Here is a 14,433-nt window from a genome sequence, read left to right on the forward strand (position 1 = left end):
CCGTTCTAGCTCGCCACCGACTGCGAGCGGGCGCCGTCCTGCTGCTGCGGCTGGACTTCCTGCGGATTCGTCGGCACGCCCGGCATCATGGGCGGCTGCGGCTGGACCTGCGGCGGCAGCCCCGGTGGCGGCTGGCCATGCGCGCCGCCCAGGATGGTGGACGAGGGCACGGCCGGCTGCAGCGATCCGGTATTGGCCGAAGTCGGCGGCGCCAGTTGCAGGCTCAGGCTGCTGCCGCCCTCGCGGCCCAGCCGCGCCGAGCGCGCGTCGACGGCCAGCAGGCGCAACTCGCCATCGACCGCGGCGCCGACCCGCACCGTGCGCGCGACGCCGTCGACGGCGATCAGCGCGACGCCCTCGCCGGCGGCGGTGGCCTGGGCCGATTTCGGCGCGACGACGCCCAGCAGCTTGAAGCGCGCCTCCTCGGCCGGCGCCGGCGCGGCCTCCGGCGCGCTGACGATCGCCGCACCGAGCAGGCGGCTCAGATCGGCCGCGGCGGCACCGCGCTCGGCCACCGGCGGCGCCTGCGTCGGCAAGGGCCGCGCCAGCAGCTGGAGCATCCAATAAACGCCGCTGCAGGCCAGCAGACCCCACACCAGAAAAGCCATCAATCGCGCAAGCATCGGCCGATTATGATTCAGGCGCCGCGGTCCCCGCTTCGAGCGCCGCGCAGCACCCTCAGCCCACCCGATGCCGACCATGCCCACTCCCGTCTCCCGTCCCCTGCCCGGCCGTCGCGGCCGCGGCTTTACGCTGATCGAGCTGCTGGTCGTGCTCGTCATCATCGGCGTGCTGGCCGCGCTGATCGTGCCCAATGTGCTTGATCGCGCCGACGATGCGCGCGTCACCGCCGCCCGCACCGACGTCAACAACCTGATGCAGGCGCTCAAGCTGTACAAGCTCGACAACCAGCGCTTCCCCAGCGCCGAGCAGGGCCTGGAGGCCCTGGTGCGCCGGCCGACCGCCGGCACGCCGCCGCCGAACTGGAAGCCCTATGTCGAGAAGCTGCCCAACGACCCCTGGGGCCGGCCCTATCAATACGTGAACCCGGGCGTGAAGGGCGAAATCGATGTCTACAGCTTCGGCGCCGACGGCGTCAGCGGCGGCGAAGGCAAGGACGCCGACATTGGCTCCTGGCAGTAGCCGCCGTCCCGGCGGCTTTTCGCTGATCGAGCTGCTGGTCGTCGTCGCGCTGATCGCGATCGCGGCCGCGACGGTCAGCTTGGCCCTGCGCGATCCGGCCGCCGCACGGCTGGAGCGCGAGGCCGAGCGCCTGGCCGCCCTGTTCGAAGCCGCCCGCGCCGAGGGCCGCGCCGCCGGCCTGGAGGTGCAGTGGCGGCCGCTGCCGCCCGACGAGGCCTCGGGTGACCAGTTCCGTTTCGAGGGCCTGCCGCCCGGCGTCGCCCTGCCGGGGCGCTGGCTCGACGCGCAGGCGCCGGCGGTGCTGATCGCCCAGGGCCGGCGCACGGTCAGCCTCGGCCCCGAGCCCTTGATCGGCGCGCAGCAGCTGCGGCTGAGCCTGGGCTCGCAGCAGATCGCCCTGACGACCGACGGGCTCGGCCCCTTCCAGGTCGCGCCGGTCGCGGCCGAGCAATGAGGACGGCCATGCCTTCGGCGCGCGGATTCACCCTCATCGAGGTGCTGGTCGGCCTGGTGATCGTCGCGATCAGCCTGGGCGCCGGCATCAAGGCGGCCGGCGCCCTGAGCGAGAACGCGGCGCGGCTGCGCAGCGTCGCGGCCGCCCAATGGTGCGCCGACAACGAGCTCGGCGAACTGCGCCTGTCCAAGCAGTTCCCCGGCATCGGCGACAGCGAGTTCGGCTGCGATCAGCTGGGTCAGCATTACCAGGGCCAGCTGCGCGTGCGGGCGACCCCGAACCCGAACTTCCGCCGCGTCGACGCGCTGATCGCCGACGAGGACGGGCGGCCGCAGCTGAGCCTGTCGACCATCGTCAGCCGATACTGAGATGCAGATGGAACCCCTCGTCCAAGGCGTAGCTTGGCCAGCCCCGCGAGGGGGTTGGGCGAACCGGAGTACCGGCTTCACCCTGGTCGAGGTGCTGGTCGCGCTGGTGATCATGGCGACGATGGCGATGCTGGCCTGGCGCGGCATCGACGCGCTGCTGCGCACGCGCGACATCGCGCAGGCGAATCTGGACCACAGCACGCGGCTGCAGGCGGTGATGGGGCAGTGGGAGGCCGATCTGCGCGCGCTGCAGGACAGCGGCGTGGTGCCGGCGCTGGCCTTCGACGGCGCCAATCTGCGCCTGACGCGGCGTCAGCCGCAGGGCCTGCAGATGGTCGTCTGGAGCGTGCGCGACGGCGGTCTCCACCGCTGGGCCGGGCCGGTGCAGCAGACGGTGGCCGCGCTGCAGGACAGCTTTCTGCGCAGCCAGCAGTTGCCGCCGCCGCCCGACCAGCCGCAGCCGCTGCGTACGCTGGACGGCGTCGTCGGCTGGCAGGTGTTCTTCTACCGCGGCAATGGCTGGAGCAATGCCCAGTCCAGCGGCGACCTCATCGGCAGCAGCAGCGTGGTGACCCCGGCCACGCCGCCGGCCTCGGGCGCCTCGGCGCCGGGACCGGGCGCGCCGGCGCAGCAGCAGCGCATTGCCCTGCCCAGCGGCGTGCGCATGCTCTTGCAGTTCGATGCCGACAGCAGCGGCTTCGCCGGTCCTCTGCTGCGCCAGATCGTGCTGGAGCCGCAGCCATGAGCCACCTCGCCACGCGCCAGCGCGGCGCCGCGCTGCTGGTCGCCATGATCATCGTCAGCCTGGTCGCCACCCTGGCCGCGGCCATGGTCTGGCGCCAGTACCGGGCGGTGCAGATCGAGGCGGCCGAGCGCGCCCGTGCCCAGGCCGGCTGGATCCTGCAGGGCGCGCTCGACTGGGCGAGGCTGATCCTGCGCGAGGACGCGCGCGCCAGCGCCAATCTCGATCATCTGGGCGAGGTCTGGGCGGTGCCGCTGGCCGAGGCGCGGCTGTCCACCTTTCTGGCCGCCGAACAGGCCCGCGGGGGCGACAGCGGCGGCGCTGACGACGGCCCGGAGGCCTTTCTGTCCGGCAGCATGGAGGACGCGCAGGCGCGCTACAACCTGCGCCTGCTGCTCGGCGGCGAGCAGGTGCCGGCGCAGGAGCAGCGCGTGCTGGAGCGCCTGTGCGAGATCGCCGGCGCGCCGCGCGACACGGCCAGCCGCATCATCAGCGGCCTGCGCAGCGCCTTCGACACCCAGGCCGCGCGCGAGGGCCAGCCGCTGCCGCCGCAGGACATCGAGCAGCTGGCCTGGTTCGGGCTCGATGCCGACACCATCGCGCGCCTGCGCCCGCTGCTGATCCTGCTGCCGACGGCGACGCCGGTGAACCTGAACACCGCGCCGCGCGAGGTGATCGCCGCGCTGTTCGAGGGCATGGACCTGGCCTCGGCCGAGCGCCTGGTGCAGGCGCGCCAGCAGGCGCCGCTGACCCAGCCGCAGGCGGCCAAGAGCTTTCTGCCCGAGGACGCGGTGATCAGTTCCGAGCGCGTCTCGGTGCAGTCCAGCCATTTCATCGTCAGCGGGCGGCTGCGGCTGGACGGCCGCGTGCTGGAAGACCGCTCGCTGGTGCGCCGCCGCGGCCTCGAGATCACCGTGCTGGAACGCCAGCACATCAACCGCATGCTGGAGCCTTGAGCGCAGAGCGAATGCCCTGGCAATCCCGCAATCACCCAGCTTCTAGAATGGGCTAGGCTCCACGTCCGATGAGTACTCTGCTGCTGTTTCTGCCCCCGCGCAGCCGTCTGCGCGCCCAGGGCCGCCTCCTCATGCCCGAGGGCAGCGGTCGCGGCGTGGCGGGCGATGATGTCTACGACCATGTGCTGGTCGATGCCGCCGGCCAGATCGTCGACCAGGGCCCGCGCCCGGTGGCCGCGCTGCCGCGCGCAACGACGGTGATCGCGATCGCCGCCGAGACCGATCTGGGCTGGCAGCGCGTCGAGCTGCCGCGCGCCGGCCGCCAGATGCGCGCCGCGCTGGCCGGCCTGCTCGAGGAGAGCCTGCTGGACGACACCGAGGGCCTGCATTTCGCGCTGGAGCCGGGCGCGGCCGGCGGCGCTGCGGCCTGGGTCGCCGTCTGCTCGCGCGCCTGGCTGGCCCAGCATCTGGCCCGGCTCGAGGCCGCCCATGTCTTCGTCGACCGGGTCGCGCCGCTGAGCTGGCCCGGCACGCCGCCGCGCGGTCATTTCCAGGCGGCCGATGCCGAGGTCGGCGAGGAGGGCGACAGCGCCCTGCTGCTGCAGTGGAGCGACGGCCAGGGCGTCGCCAGCCTGCCGCTGGCCGGCGAACTGGCCCGCACGCTGCTGGCGCCGGCGCTGGAGCAGGCAGGCACGCAATGGACGGCGACGCCGACCGCCGCCGCCCAGGCCGAGCGCTGGCTCGGCGTGGCGGTCAGCGCGCTGACGCCCGAACAGCGCGCGCTGGCCGTCATCGACGGTCGCTGGGATCTGCGCCAGTTCGAGCTGGCGCCGCGCACGCGCGGCCTGCGCACGCTGCGCCAGTTCTGGCGCGAGCTGATGCAGCGCCAATGGCGGCCGGTGCGCTGGGGCCTGGCCGGCCTGGTCGCCGTGCAGCTGCTGGGCCTGAACCTGCTTGCCTGGCAGCAGAACCGCCAGCTGCAGCAGCAGCGCAGCGCGCTGACGAGCACCCTGCAGACCACCTACCCGCAGGTGCGTGCGGTGCTGGACGCGCCGGTGCAGATGCGCCGCGAGACCGAGGCGCTGCGCGCCAGCGCCGGCCGCGCCGGCGACGACGATCTGGAAACCCTGCTGGCCGCCGCGGCCAGCTCCTGGCCGCCGGGCCGCGGGCCGGTCGACGCGCTGTCCTTCGAGCCGGGCCGGCTGGTGCTGTCCAGCAGCGGCTGGAACGAGCCGCAGATCGAGCAATTCCGCAGCCAGCTGAAGAGCGAGGGCTGGCAGCTCGACAGCGCCGAGGGCCGCATGACCCTGCGCCGCGCGCCGCGCGCCGCCGCCAAGACATCATGATGCGCACACCCAACCCCGCCTCCGCACGCTGGCAGGCGCTGGCCCGCCAGCTGCAGCCGCTGCAGGCCCGCTTCCAGGCGCTCGACGAACGCGAGCAGTTGCTGCTCAAGCTGGGCGCCGCGGCGATCGGCCTGCTGCTGGTCTGGCTGGTCGCCGTGCAGCCGGCCTGGCGCACGCTGCGCCAGGCACCTGCGCGGCTCGAGCAACTGGAACTGCAGCTGCAGGACATGCAGGGCCTGGCGCAGGAAGCGCGCGAGCTGCGCGCGACGCCGCCGGTGGCCCCCGCGCAGGCGACCCAGGCGCTGCAGGCGGCGAGCAGCCATCTGGGCGCCGGCGCGCGGCTCAGCATCAGCGGCGACCGCGCGATGCTGACCCTGTCCGGCGTCGACAGCGCGGCCCTGCAGGCCTGGCTCGGCGAGGTCCGCAATGCGGCGCGCGCGCGCGTCATCAGCGCCCAGCTGCAGCGCGGCCCGCAAGGCTTCAGCGGCACCCTCGTGCTGGCGCTGAGCGGGGTGCCGGCACCATGAGAAGCCCTTTCGGCCGCAGCACCGCCGCCGCTGCGGCCCCGCGCGAGGCCGAGCCGCAGCGCGCGCCGCGCCGCTGGGCGATCGCCGGCGCGGCGCTGGGCGGCCTGGCGGCGCTGCTTGCCTTTGCGCCGGCCAGCTGGCTGGCCCAGGGCGTGGCGCGGGCCAGCGAGGGTCACCTCTTGATCACCGAGACGCGCGGCAGCCTCTGGAACGGCAGCGGCGTGCTGGTGCTGGCGGGCGGCGCCGGCGCGCGCGATGCCAGCGCCCTGCCCGGCCGCCTGCACTGGACCGTGCAGCTGCAGGGCCTGGGCCTGGGCCTCATCGCGCGCCAGGACTGCTGCATCAATGGCGAGCTGCGCCTGGCGCTGAAGCCGGGTCTGGGCCGCTTCGAGATCGCGGTGGCCAATGGCGCCGACTGGCTGGCGCGTTGGCCGGCCGGCTGGCTGGCCGGCCTGGGCACGCCCTTCAACACCTTGCAGCCGGCCGGCTCGCTGCGCCTGGCCGCGCGCGACTTCCGCCTCGAGCGGGTAGAGGGCCGCTGGCGCCAGTTCGGCCAGCTGGAGCTGGACCTGCTGAACCTCAGCTCGCGCGTCTCCACCGTCGCGCCGCTGGGCAGCTACCGCCTCAGCGTCGCCGCCGATCCGGGCGGCGCCGGTTCCAGCCGGCTGAGCCTGAGCACGCTGGACGGCGCGCTGCTGCTGTCCGGCCAGGGCAGCATCGGCGGCGTCGGCGGCAAGGCGCGCTTCGCCGGCGAGGCCACGGCCGCGCCGGGCCGCGAGGCGGCGCTGGACAATCTCCTGAACATCATCGGACGGCGCCAGGGCGCGCGGTCCGTCATTTCGATTGGATGAGCATGAAGAACGAGAAGAGCCCGCGCCCGGGCCGGCAAATCGGCTTGTCGCTGCTGGCGATGGCGCTTTCGCTGCCCGGCGGTCCGCTGCTGGCGCAGACGAAGCCGGCCGGCACCACGCGCGGCCCGGCGCTGAAGTCGGCCACGCCGGTCACGCTGAACTTCGTCAATGCCGATATCGAGGCGGTGACGCGCGCGATCGGCGTGATGATGGACAAGCAGTTCATCGTCGACCCGCGCGTCAAGGGTCAGATCACGCTCTACAGCGAACAGCCGGTCAGCGTGCGCGAGGCCTATCTGAACTATCTGGCGGCGCTGCGCGGCCTGGGCTTCACCGTCGTCGATGCCGGCGGCCTGTCCAAGGTCGTGCCGGAGGCCGACGCCAAGCTGCAGACCGGCTCGGTGTCCCTCGGCAGCAGCAGCCAGCGCGGCGACCAGATCATCACGCAGATCTTCCGCCTCAATCACGAGAACGCGAACAACCTGGTGGCCGTGCTGCGGCCGCTGATCAGCCCCAACAACACGATCAACGCCAACCCGGGCAATAACAGCCTGGTGATCACCGATTACGCGGAGAACCTGCAGCGCATCGGCCGCATCGTCGCGGCGATGGATACGCCCGGCAGCACCGACATCGAGGTCGTGCCGCTGAAGCATGCGATCGCCTCGGATCTGGCGGCGCTGGTGCAAAAACTCGGCGAGGGCGGCGGCGCGGTCGCTGCGCCGGGCGCGCCGGGCGTCGGCGGCGCGGCGCTGTCGGTGCTGGCCGATCCGCGCAGCAACTCGCTGATCCTGCGCGCCAGCAATCCGGCGCGGCTGGCCAGCGTGCGCGCCATCGTCGAGAAGCTCGACCAGCCGGGCGCCGACAACGCCAGCAATATCCGCGTCGTCTATCTGAAGAACGCCGATGCGTCCAAGCTGGCCACCGTGCTGCGTGCGGCCTTTGGCGGCGGCGCGGGCGGCGCAGGCGGTGGCAGCAGCAGTTCGGGCAGCCTGAGCGGCGGCTCGCTGGGCGGGCTGCAGGCCGGCAGCACCACGCCCGGCGGCAACCTGGGCAGCGGCAGCAGCAGCACCGCCAGCGCCGCGTCGACGACGCCGGTGGCCGCCTCGCCCAGCCCCTCGACCGGCGGCTTCGTGCAGGCCGATCCGGCCACCAATTCGCTGATCATCACCGCGCCCGAGCCGCTGTACCGCCAGGTGCGCGCGGTCATCGACCAGCTCGACGGCCGCCGCGCCCAGGTCTTCGTCGAGTCGATGATCGTCAAGATCGACGTCGCCAAGGCCGGGCAGTTCGGCGTGCAGTGGCAGAACCTCTGGGGCAAGAGCGGCGACTCGTCGATTCCGGGCGCCGGCACCAATTTCGGCAGCGGCACGGCCAATATCATCAACGACTCGGTGGCCATCGCCGGCGGCCGCTCCGGCGTCATCACGGCGCTGAGCCAGCTGGGCGCGGCGCCGACCGGCCTCAATATCGGCGTGCTGAAGAAGATCGGCGAGTTCTACACCTTGGGCGCGATCGCCAACTTCCTCGAGGGCCAGAGCGGCGCCAATGTGCTGTCGACGCCGAACCTGGTGGCGCTGGACAACGAGGAGGCCAAGATCGTCATCGGCCAGAACGTGCCCTTCGTGACCGGCTCCTTCACCAACACCGGCTCGGGCAACAGCTCGGTCAACCCCTTCCAGACCGTCGACCGCAAGGACGTCGGCCTGACCCTGCGCATCCGCAGCCAGATCGGCGAGAGCGGCACGATCCGCATGACGGTCTACCAGGAGAACTCCTCGGTGGTCGCCAGCACGGCCAGCAGCGTCAATGGCCCGACGACGGACAAGAGCGCGATCGAGACCACGGTGACGGTCGACGACGGCTCCATCATCGTGCTGGGCGGCCTCTTGAAGGACGAGTACAGCGACGGCGACGACCGCGTGCCGGGCCTGGGCAGCATCCCGGTGATCGGCAGCCTGTTCAAGAGCGAGAGCCGCAAGCGCGTGAAGACCAATCTGATGGTCTTCCTGCGTCCGGTCGTGATGCGCACCCAGGCCACCGCCGACCAGCTGACGCTGGACCGCTACGAGGCGATCCGCGCCTTGCAGCAGGGCTCGCAGCCGGCGCCGAGCTTCATCCTGCCCGACACCGGCGCCCCGGTGCTGCCGCCCAGCACGCCGGCGCCGACCGCCCCGCTGCAGCCGCTGCCCGCGCCGCCGCCGGCCACCCAGCTGCCGCCCTCGCAGCAGCAGCCGCAGCGCCCCTGACCATGGCCGTCCGATACCCCCTGCCCTACGGCTTCGCCAAGGCGCACACGGTGCTGCTGGAGGACGACGGCAGCAGCCTGGTGCTGTGGGCCGCGCCCGAGGTCGCGCTGTCGACCCTGTCCGAGGTGCAGCGCCTGTATGCGATCGACCGCCTCGAGAAGGAGGCGCGCGCCAGCCTGGCCGAGCGCATCAATGCCGCCTACGCCGGCAGCGAGTCGAGCGCGGCCGTGGTGGTCGGCGAGGTCGAGAGCGCCGTGGACCTGAGCCGCATGATGCAGGACCTGCCGGCCGTCGAGGACCTGCTGGAGGCCGCCAATGACGCACCGATCATCCGCATGCTCAATGCGCTCTTGACGCAGGCGGCCAAGGACGGCGCCAGCGACATCCATATCGAGCCCTACGAGCGCGCCAGCTCGGTGCGCTTCCGCGTCGACGGCAGCCTGCGCGAGGTCGTGCAGCCGAACCGCGGCCTGCACGCGGCGCTGATCTCGCGCCTGAAGATCATGGCCGAGCTGGACATCGCCGAGAAGCGCCTGCCGCAGGACGGCCGCATCTCCTTGCGCATCGGCGGCCGCGCGATCGACGTGCGGGTCTCGACCCTGCCCTCGGCCCATGGCGAGCGCGCGGTGCTGCGCCTCTTGGACAAGACCGAATCGAAGTTCACGCTGGAAGGCCTGGGCATGAGCGGCGACGTGCTGGCCGCCTTCAAGCGCCTGGTGCAGCAGCCGCACGGCATCGTGCTGGTCACCGGCCCGACCGGCTCGGGCAAGACCACCAGCCTCTATGCCTCGCTGCAGACGGTCGACACCGGCACGACCAATGTGCTGACCGTCGAGGACCCGATCGAGTACGAGCTGCCGGGCATCGGCCAGACCCAGGTCAACAGCAAGATCGACCTCAGCTTCGCCAAGGCCCTGCGCGCCATCCTGCGCCAGGACCCCGATGTCATCATGATCGGCGAGATCCGGGACTACGAAACCGCGCAGATCGCGATCCAGGCCTCGCTGACCGGCCATCTGGTGCTGGCCACCCTGCACACCAACGATGCGCCCAGCGCGGTGACGCGCCTGACCGATATGGGCGTCGAACCCTTCCTGCTGAGCTCGAGTCTGCTCGGTGTCTTGGCGCAACGCCTGGTGCGCAAGCTCTGCCCGGTCTGCAAGCGGGTGGATGAGCAGGGTCGCTACCACCCGGTCGGCTGCCCCGACTGCGCGCAGACCGGCTACAAGGGCCGCACCGGCGTCTACGAGCTGATGATCGCCAACGAGCAGGTGCGCGAGCTGATCCACCAGAAGGCCGCCGAAAGCGAGCTGCTGGCCGCCGCCCGCGCGGCGGGCCTGCGCTCGATGCGCGAGGACGGCGAGCGCCTGGTTGCGCGGGGCATCACCTCGGCCGAAGAGGTCCTTCGCGTGACACGCGAATAAATGATGGCCCCCACGCTCACTTCGTTCACTGCCCCCCGCGGGGGCTCTCAGCGCCCTTCGGGGCGGCCGGGCGGGCGCTGACATGCCCGCCTACAAGTACGAAGCGCTGAACAATGCCGGCCGCGCCAGCAGCGGCCTGATCGAGGCCGACAACCCGCGCGCTGCGCGCGCGATGCTGCGCACGCAGGCGCTGGTGCCGCTGTCGGTGCAGCCGGTGCAGCAGCAGGGCCTGCAGACCGGCGGCCTGAAGCGCCGCGTGTTCAGCGCCACCGCGCTGGCGGTCTGGACGCGGCAGCTGGCCGGCCTGGTCGGCTCCGGCCTGCCGATCGAGCGCGCGCTGACCGCGCTGGCCGACGAGAGCGACGATGCCCGCCAGCGCGAGTTGCTGGCCCAGCTGAAGGCCGAGGTCAATGCCGGCGCGCCGTTCGCGCGCGCGCTGGGCACGGCGCCGCGCGAGTTCGACGAGGTCTACCGCGGCGTCGTTGCCGCCGGCGAGCAGAGCGGTGCCCTGGGCCAGGTGCTGGAGAAGCTGGCCGACGATCTGGAGGATCGCCAGGACCTGCGCGCCAAGCTGGTCGGCGCGATGGCCTATCCGGCCATCGTCTCGCTGATCGCCGTCGCGATCGTGATCTTCCTGCTCAGCTATGTGGTGCCGCAGATCGCCACCGTGTTCACCAGCTCCAAGCGCGCGCTGCCCGGCCTGACGGTCGCGATGCTGGCGCTCAGCGACTTTGTCCGCCACTGGGGCTGGGCGATGCTGGCGGCGCTGATCGGCGGCGGCGTCGCGCTGTCGCTGGCGCTGAAGCGCCAGGCCTTTCGCGAGCGCTTCGACGCGGGCCTCTTGGGCCTGCCGCTGCTGGGGCGCCTGGCGCGCGGCTACAACGCGGCGCGCTTTGCCGGCACCCTGGCCATGCTGGCCGGCGCCGGCGTCCCCATCCTGAAGGCCTTGCAGGCGGCGGCCGAGACCTTGTCGAACAGCGCGATGCGGGCCGATGCGCTCGATGCGCTGGTGCAGGTGCGCGAGGGTGCGCCGCTGGGTTCGGCCCTGGCCGGCAAGAAGCGCTTCCCCGGCATCCTGGCGATGTTCGCGCGCCTGGGCGAGCAGACCGGCCAGCTGCCCGAGATGCTGGACCGCGCCGCCCGCCAGCTGAGCACCGAGGTGCAGCGCCGCGCGATGACGGCGGCGACCCTGCTGGAGCCGCTCTTGATCGTCGCGATGGGCGCGATCGTGCTGATGATCGTGCTGGCCGTGCTCTTGCCCATCATCCAGCTCAATACCTGGGTGAAGTAGAGGCCCCTCGCCCAGGTTTACCTGGGCGATCCCCCGAGGGGATTGCCGATCATGGCCGGCGTTTGCCGTCAATGACATCGGCTTGAGGCGCCCTTGGGAGCGGCCCGGCGGGCGCCTCAATTCGAATTCCAAGCTCTACCGCGCCGAGCCGTAGAGCTGCTCGGCCCGCTGGTACAGCACCCAACTCGTCGCGATGTATTTGTGCCCGCCCAGCGGCCGGTTGCCGCGATGGGTGTGGGTGAAGCCGCCCGGCGCGATCAGCAGGCTGCCGGTGCGCGGCGCGATCTTGCGCTGCTGGTAGAGGAACTCGGTCTCGCCGGCCTCGAAGCCCTCGTTCAGATAGATCGTCAACAGCAGCGCGCGGTGCATGCCCTCGCCCGGGCCGGGCGTCGGGTGCTGCTCGCTGTGCCAGTAGGGATAGCCGCCCTGATCGCCGAAGTATTTCTGGATATTGATGCGGCCCGGGCGGAAGACCTTGGCGATCAGGCCCTACAGCGTCTCGTCCGTCATCGCGGCGACGTGCTCGGCGTCGATACGGACCAGCTCGCCGGAGGCTGCCGCATCTTCAGCTGCAGCGGCGCCAAGGCCGCATGTGCATAACGGCGCAGATAAGCGGCCAGGCCGGACTGCACCGCGCTGTTGAGCTGCTGGCAGGCGTCGGCCCAGCCGGGACTGTCGTCGAGCTGGATGTCCCAGCCGTCCTTCAGCGCCAGATCGACGCCGCCGGCCGTGCTGCCGCGCTGCGCCTGGCCGCTGGCCTCGAAGCGATCGATCAGCGCCCGGCAGGCCTCGGCGGACAGCACGCCCTCGTAAACCTCGATGAAATCCAAGCTCGCATCCTCCAGGCCGGCGATATTAGCCGCCGGCGCCCGCTCTTCTATGATGGCCGCATGCCAGCCTCTCTCGACGGGCAACTCGTCGTCGCCCTCTCCTCGCGCGCCCTCTTCGACTTCGAGGAGGAGAACGAGCTGTTCGAGGCCGGCGACGACCGCGCCTATATGGCGCTGCAGCAGCAGCGCCTGGACGTGCCGGCCAAGCCCGGCGTCGCCTTCTCGCTGGCAAAGAAGCTCTTGGCTTTCAACGACGGCCAGCCGCGGCCGCGGGTCGAGGTGCTGGTGCTGTCGCGCAATGACCCGATCTCGGGCATGCGGGTGTTCCGCTCGGCCAGTCACTACGGCCTGAATATCCAGCGCGGCGTGTTCACCCGCGGCCAGAGTCCCTGGCGCTATCTGCGCCCGCTGAAGGCCCAGCTCTTCCTCTCGGCCAACGAGGCCGACGTGCGCTCGGCGCTGGAGGCCGGCGTTGCGGCCGCGCGCGTGCTGCCGCTGGCGGCACGCGCCTCGGCCGCGCATCCGCAGGAGTTGCGCATTGCCTTCGACGGCGACGCGGTGCTGTTCTCCGACGAGGCCGAGCAGGTCTTCCAGCGCGAGGGGCTGGATGCCTTCCAGAGCCACGAGCTCGCCCATGCCAGCACGCCGATGGCGGCCGGCCCCTTCAAGCCGGTGCTGGAGGCGCTGCACAGGCTGCAACAGGACCGCAGCGACGCGATGAGCGTGCGCACCGCCCTGGTCACCGCGCGCAGCGCGCCGGCGCATGAGCGCGCGATCCGCACGCTGATGGACTGGCGCATCGAGGTCGACGAGGCGATGTTCCTCGGCGGCCTGGCCAAGGGCGAGTTCCTGCGCGAGTTCGAGCCGGACTTCTTCTTCGACGACCAGGCCGGCCATATCGCCAGCGCCAGCATGCATGTGCCGGCCGGCCATGTGACGGCCGGCATCGCGAATCCGGGCTGAATCAGGCCAGCGTCACGCGCGCGAACTTGCGCTTGCCGACCTGGGCGACGAAGGTCCCGGCCTCCAGCTTGAGGCCTTTGTCGCTGACGGTGGCGCCGTCGATCTTGACGCCGCCCTGCTCGATCATCCGCGTCGCCTCGCCGCCGGAGGCGACCAGGCCGGCGCCCAGCAGCAGCTTGCCGATCAGCAGCGGCGCGCCGGCCAGCGTGATCTCCGGGATCTCGTCCGGGATGCCGCCCTTGGCGCGGTTGTTGAAGTCCGCCTCGGCGGCCTCGGCGGCCGCCGCGCTGTGGAAGCGCGCGGTGATCTCCTTGGCCAGCAGCACCTTCGCTTCCTTCGGATTGCGGCCGGCGTCCACTTCCTTCTTCAGTGTGGCGATCTCGTCCAGGCTCCTGAAGGACAGCAGGGTGAACCATTTCCACATCAGCTCGTCGCTGACCGACAGCACCTTGGCGAACATGGTGTTCGGGGCCTCGGTGATGCCGATATAGTTGTTCTTGGACTTGGACATCTTCTCGACACCGTCCAGGCCCTCCAGCAGCGGCATGGTCAGGATGCACTGCGGCTCCTGGCCGTATTCCTGCTGCAGATGGCGGCCCATCAGGAGATTGAACTTCTGGTCGGTGCCGCCCAGCTCCAGGTCGGACTTCAGCGCCACCGAGTCGTAGCCCTGCATCAGCGGGTAGAGGAACTCATGCACCGAGATGGGCGTGCCGGCGGCGAAGCGCTTCGTGAAGTCGTCACGCTCCATCATCCGCGCCACCGTGTACTTGGCGGCCAGCTGGATCATGCCGCGCGCGCCTAGCGGGTCGCTCCATTCGCTGTTGTAGCGCACCTCGGTCTTGCTCTCGTCCAGCACCAGCTTGGCCTGGGCGTAGTAGGTCTCGGCGTTGGCGCGGATCTGCTCGGCCGTCAGCGGCGGGCGGGTGCTGTTGCGACCCGAGGGGTCGCCGATCATCGAGGTGAAGTCGCCGATCAGGAAGATCACCTGGTGGCCCAGGTCCTGCAACTGGCGCATCTTGTTGAGCACGACCGTGTGCCCGATATGGATGTCCGGCGCCGTCGGGTCCAGGCCCAGCTTGATGCGCAGCGGCACGCCGGTCGCCTCGGACTTGGCCAGCTTCTGCTCCCAGGCCGCCTGCGGCAGCAGTTCGTCGACGCCGCGCAGCGAGACGGCCATCGCCTCGCGCACCCGGTCGGTGACCGGATAGCGGGCCGAAGCGGCGTTTTGGGCGGTGGCGGTGTCGGGAGTTCGCGATTCGGACATGGCGGCGTTCGGCCCTAGGTAA

Annotated in this window: 16 protein-coding genes; 12 read left to right on the top strand and 4 right to left on the bottom strand. The window is 71.5% G+C overall.

The annotated features are described in order from the left end of the window. Positions 1 to 5: 5 nt before the first annotated feature. Complete coding sequence (locus QWJ38_RS12715; RefSeq protein WP_290359450.1) at positions 6 to 623, bottom strand: hypothetical protein; 618 nt, start codon at positions 621 to 623, stop codon at positions 6 to 8. A gap of 76 nt (positions 624 to 699) precedes the next feature. On the opposite strand from QWJ38_RS12715, the gene gspG reads away from it, so the two are divergent. The 11 genes from gspG (at position 700) to gspF (ending at position 11,351) form a co-directional block, all read left to right on the top strand. Further along, positions 700 to 1,143: a type II secretion system major pseudopilin GspG gene (gene gspG / locus QWJ38_RS12720; protein ID WP_290359451.1), complete on the top strand. Its 444-nt coding sequence runs from the start codon at positions 700 to 702 to the stop codon at positions 1,141 to 1,143. Beyond that, a complete protein-coding gene (locus tag QWJ38_RS12725) occupies positions 1,127 to 1,597 on the top strand; it encodes a prepilin-type N-terminal cleavage/methylation domain-containing protein (RefSeq protein ID WP_290359452.1) in 471 nt (156 codons plus the stop codon). Before gspG ends, QWJ38_RS12725 begins: the two co-directional genes overlap by 17 nt. Positions 1,598 to 1,605: 8 nt before the next feature. Further along, positions 1,606 to 1,965: a type II secretion system minor pseudopilin GspI gene (gene gspI / locus QWJ38_RS12730; protein WP_290359453.1), complete on the top strand. Its 360-nt coding sequence runs from the start codon at positions 1,606 to 1,608 to the stop codon at positions 1,963 to 1,965. A gap of 7 nt (positions 1,966 to 1,972) precedes the next feature. Then, the gene (locus QWJ38_RS12735) at positions 1,973 to 2,710 is read left to right on the top strand and encodes a PulJ/GspJ family protein (protein WP_290359454.1); all 738 of its coding nucleotides are present in this window, start codon (positions 1,973 to 1,975) and stop codon (positions 2,708 to 2,710) included. Beyond that, the gene (gene gspK, locus QWJ38_RS12740) at positions 2,707 to 3,663 is read left to right on the top strand and encodes a type II secretion system minor pseudopilin GspK (protein WP_290359455.1); all 957 of its coding nucleotides are present in this window, start codon (positions 2,707 to 2,709) and stop codon (positions 3,661 to 3,663) included. Before QWJ38_RS12735 ends, gspK begins: the two co-directional genes overlap by 4 nt. Before the next feature lie 68 nt (positions 3,664 to 3,731). Further along, complete coding sequence (gene gspL, locus QWJ38_RS12745; RefSeq protein WP_290359456.1) at positions 3,732 to 5,009, top strand: type II secretion system protein GspL; 1,278 nt, start codon at positions 3,732 to 3,734, stop codon at positions 5,007 to 5,009. After that, complete coding sequence (locus QWJ38_RS12750) at positions 5,006 to 5,536, top strand: type II secretion system protein M (RefSeq protein WP_290359457.1); 531 nt, start codon at positions 5,006 to 5,008, stop codon at positions 5,534 to 5,536. Before gspL ends, QWJ38_RS12750 begins: the two co-directional genes overlap by 4 nt. Further along, positions 5,533 to 6,387: a type II secretion system protein N gene (gspN, locus tag QWJ38_RS12755; RefSeq protein ID WP_290359458.1), complete on the top strand. Its 855-nt coding sequence runs from the start codon at positions 5,533 to 5,535 to the stop codon at positions 6,385 to 6,387. The genes QWJ38_RS12750 and gspN overlap by 4 nt, the downstream gene beginning before the upstream one ends. Beyond that, a complete protein-coding gene (gene gspD, locus QWJ38_RS12760; RefSeq protein WP_290359459.1) occupies positions 6,384 to 8,636 on the top strand; it encodes a type II secretion system secretin GspD in 2,253 nt (750 codons plus the stop codon). The genes gspN and gspD overlap by 4 nt, the downstream gene beginning before the upstream one ends. Positions 8,637 to 8,638: 2 nt before the next feature. After that, entirely contained in the window at positions 8,639 to 10,060 is a 1,422-nt protein-coding gene (gene gspE, locus QWJ38_RS12765) for a type II secretion system ATPase GspE (protein WP_290359460.1), read from the top strand. An 82-nt stretch (positions 10,061 to 10,142) separates the two neighbouring features. Next, complete coding sequence (gene gspF / locus QWJ38_RS12770) at positions 10,143 to 11,351, top strand: type II secretion system inner membrane protein GspF (protein WP_290359461.1); 1,209 nt, start codon at positions 10,143 to 10,145, stop codon at positions 11,349 to 11,351. Positions 11,352 to 11,486: 135 nt separating this feature from the next. Here the strand turns inward: gspF and QWJ38_RS12775 are convergent, their stop codons facing one another. Then, on the bottom strand, positions 11,487 to 11,837 hold the full coding sequence (locus QWJ38_RS12775) for a 2OG-Fe(II) oxygenase (RefSeq protein ID WP_341850501.1): 351 nt from the start codon (positions 11,835 to 11,837) through the stop codon (positions 11,487 to 11,489). Positions 11,838 to 11,857: 20 nt separating this feature from the next. Then, complete coding sequence (locus tag QWJ38_RS12780) at positions 11,858 to 12,181, bottom strand: hypothetical protein (protein ID WP_290359462.1); 324 nt, start codon at positions 12,179 to 12,181, stop codon at positions 11,858 to 11,860. Between the two features lie 60 nt (positions 12,182 to 12,241). Here QWJ38_RS12780 and QWJ38_RS12785 point away from each other — a divergent pair, with 60 nt between their 5' ends. Beyond that, positions 12,242 to 13,144: a 5'-nucleotidase gene (locus QWJ38_RS12785; RefSeq protein WP_290359463.1), complete on the top strand. Its 903-nt coding sequence runs from the start codon at positions 12,242 to 12,244 to the stop codon at positions 13,142 to 13,144. A 1-nt stretch (position 13,145) separates the two neighbouring features. Here the strand turns inward: QWJ38_RS12785 and tyrS are convergent, their stop codons facing one another. Continuing rightward, positions 13,146 to 14,411, bottom strand: a complete 1,266-nt coding sequence (gene tyrS, locus QWJ38_RS12790; RefSeq protein ID WP_290359464.1) for a tyrosine--tRNA ligase — start codon at positions 14,409 to 14,411, stop codon at positions 13,146 to 13,148. Positions 14,412 to 14,433 lie beyond the last annotated feature (22 nt).

It is taken from the genome of Roseateles violae (assembly GCF_030410485.1).
Lineage (GTDB): Bacteria > Pseudomonadota > Gammaproteobacteria > Burkholderiales > Burkholderiaceae_C > Roseateles_D > Roseateles_D violae.

Coding starts and splice junctions, on each gene's coding strand:
- QWJ38_RS12715 (WP_290359450.1), bottom strand. CDS start 623: ATGCTTGCGCGATTGATGGCTTTTCTGGTGTGGGGTCTGCTGGCCTGC.
- gspG (WP_290359451.1), top strand. CDS start 700: ATGCCCACTCCCGTCTCCCGTCCCCTGCCCGGCCGTCGCGGCCGCGGC.
- gspI (WP_290359453.1), top strand. CDS start 1,606: ATGCCTTCGGCGCGCGGATTCACCCTCATCGAGGTGCTGGTCGGCCTG.
- QWJ38_RS12735 (WP_290359454.1), top strand. CDS start 1,973: ATGGAACCCCTCGTCCAAGGCGTAGCTTGGCCAGCCCCGCGAGGGGGT.
- gspK (WP_290359455.1), top strand. CDS start 2,707: ATGAGCCACCTCGCCACGCGCCAGCGCGGCGCCGCGCTGCTGGTCGCC.
- gspL (WP_290359456.1), top strand. CDS start 3,732: ATGAGTACTCTGCTGCTGTTTCTGCCCCCGCGCAGCCGTCTGCGCGCC.
- QWJ38_RS12750 (WP_290359457.1), top strand. CDS start 5,006: ATGATGCGCACACCCAACCCCGCCTCCGCACGCTGGCAGGCGCTGGCC.
- gspN (WP_290359458.1), top strand. CDS start 5,533: ATGAGAAGCCCTTTCGGCCGCAGCACCGCCGCCGCTGCGGCCCCGCGC.
- gspD (WP_290359459.1), top strand. CDS start 6,384: ATGAGCATGAAGAACGAGAAGAGCCCGCGCCCGGGCCGGCAAATCGGC.
- gspE (WP_290359460.1), top strand. CDS start 8,639: ATGGCCGTCCGATACCCCCTGCCCTACGGCTTCGCCAAGGCGCACACG.
- gspF (WP_290359461.1), top strand. CDS start 10,143: ATGCCCGCCTACAAGTACGAAGCGCTGAACAATGCCGGCCGCGCCAGC.
- QWJ38_RS12785 (WP_290359463.1), top strand. CDS start 12,242: ATGCCAGCCTCTCTCGACGGGCAACTCGTCGTCGCCCTCTCCTCGCGC.
- tyrS (WP_290359464.1), bottom strand. CDS start 14,411: ATGTCCGAATCGCGAACTCCCGACACCGCCACCGCCCAAAACGCCGCT.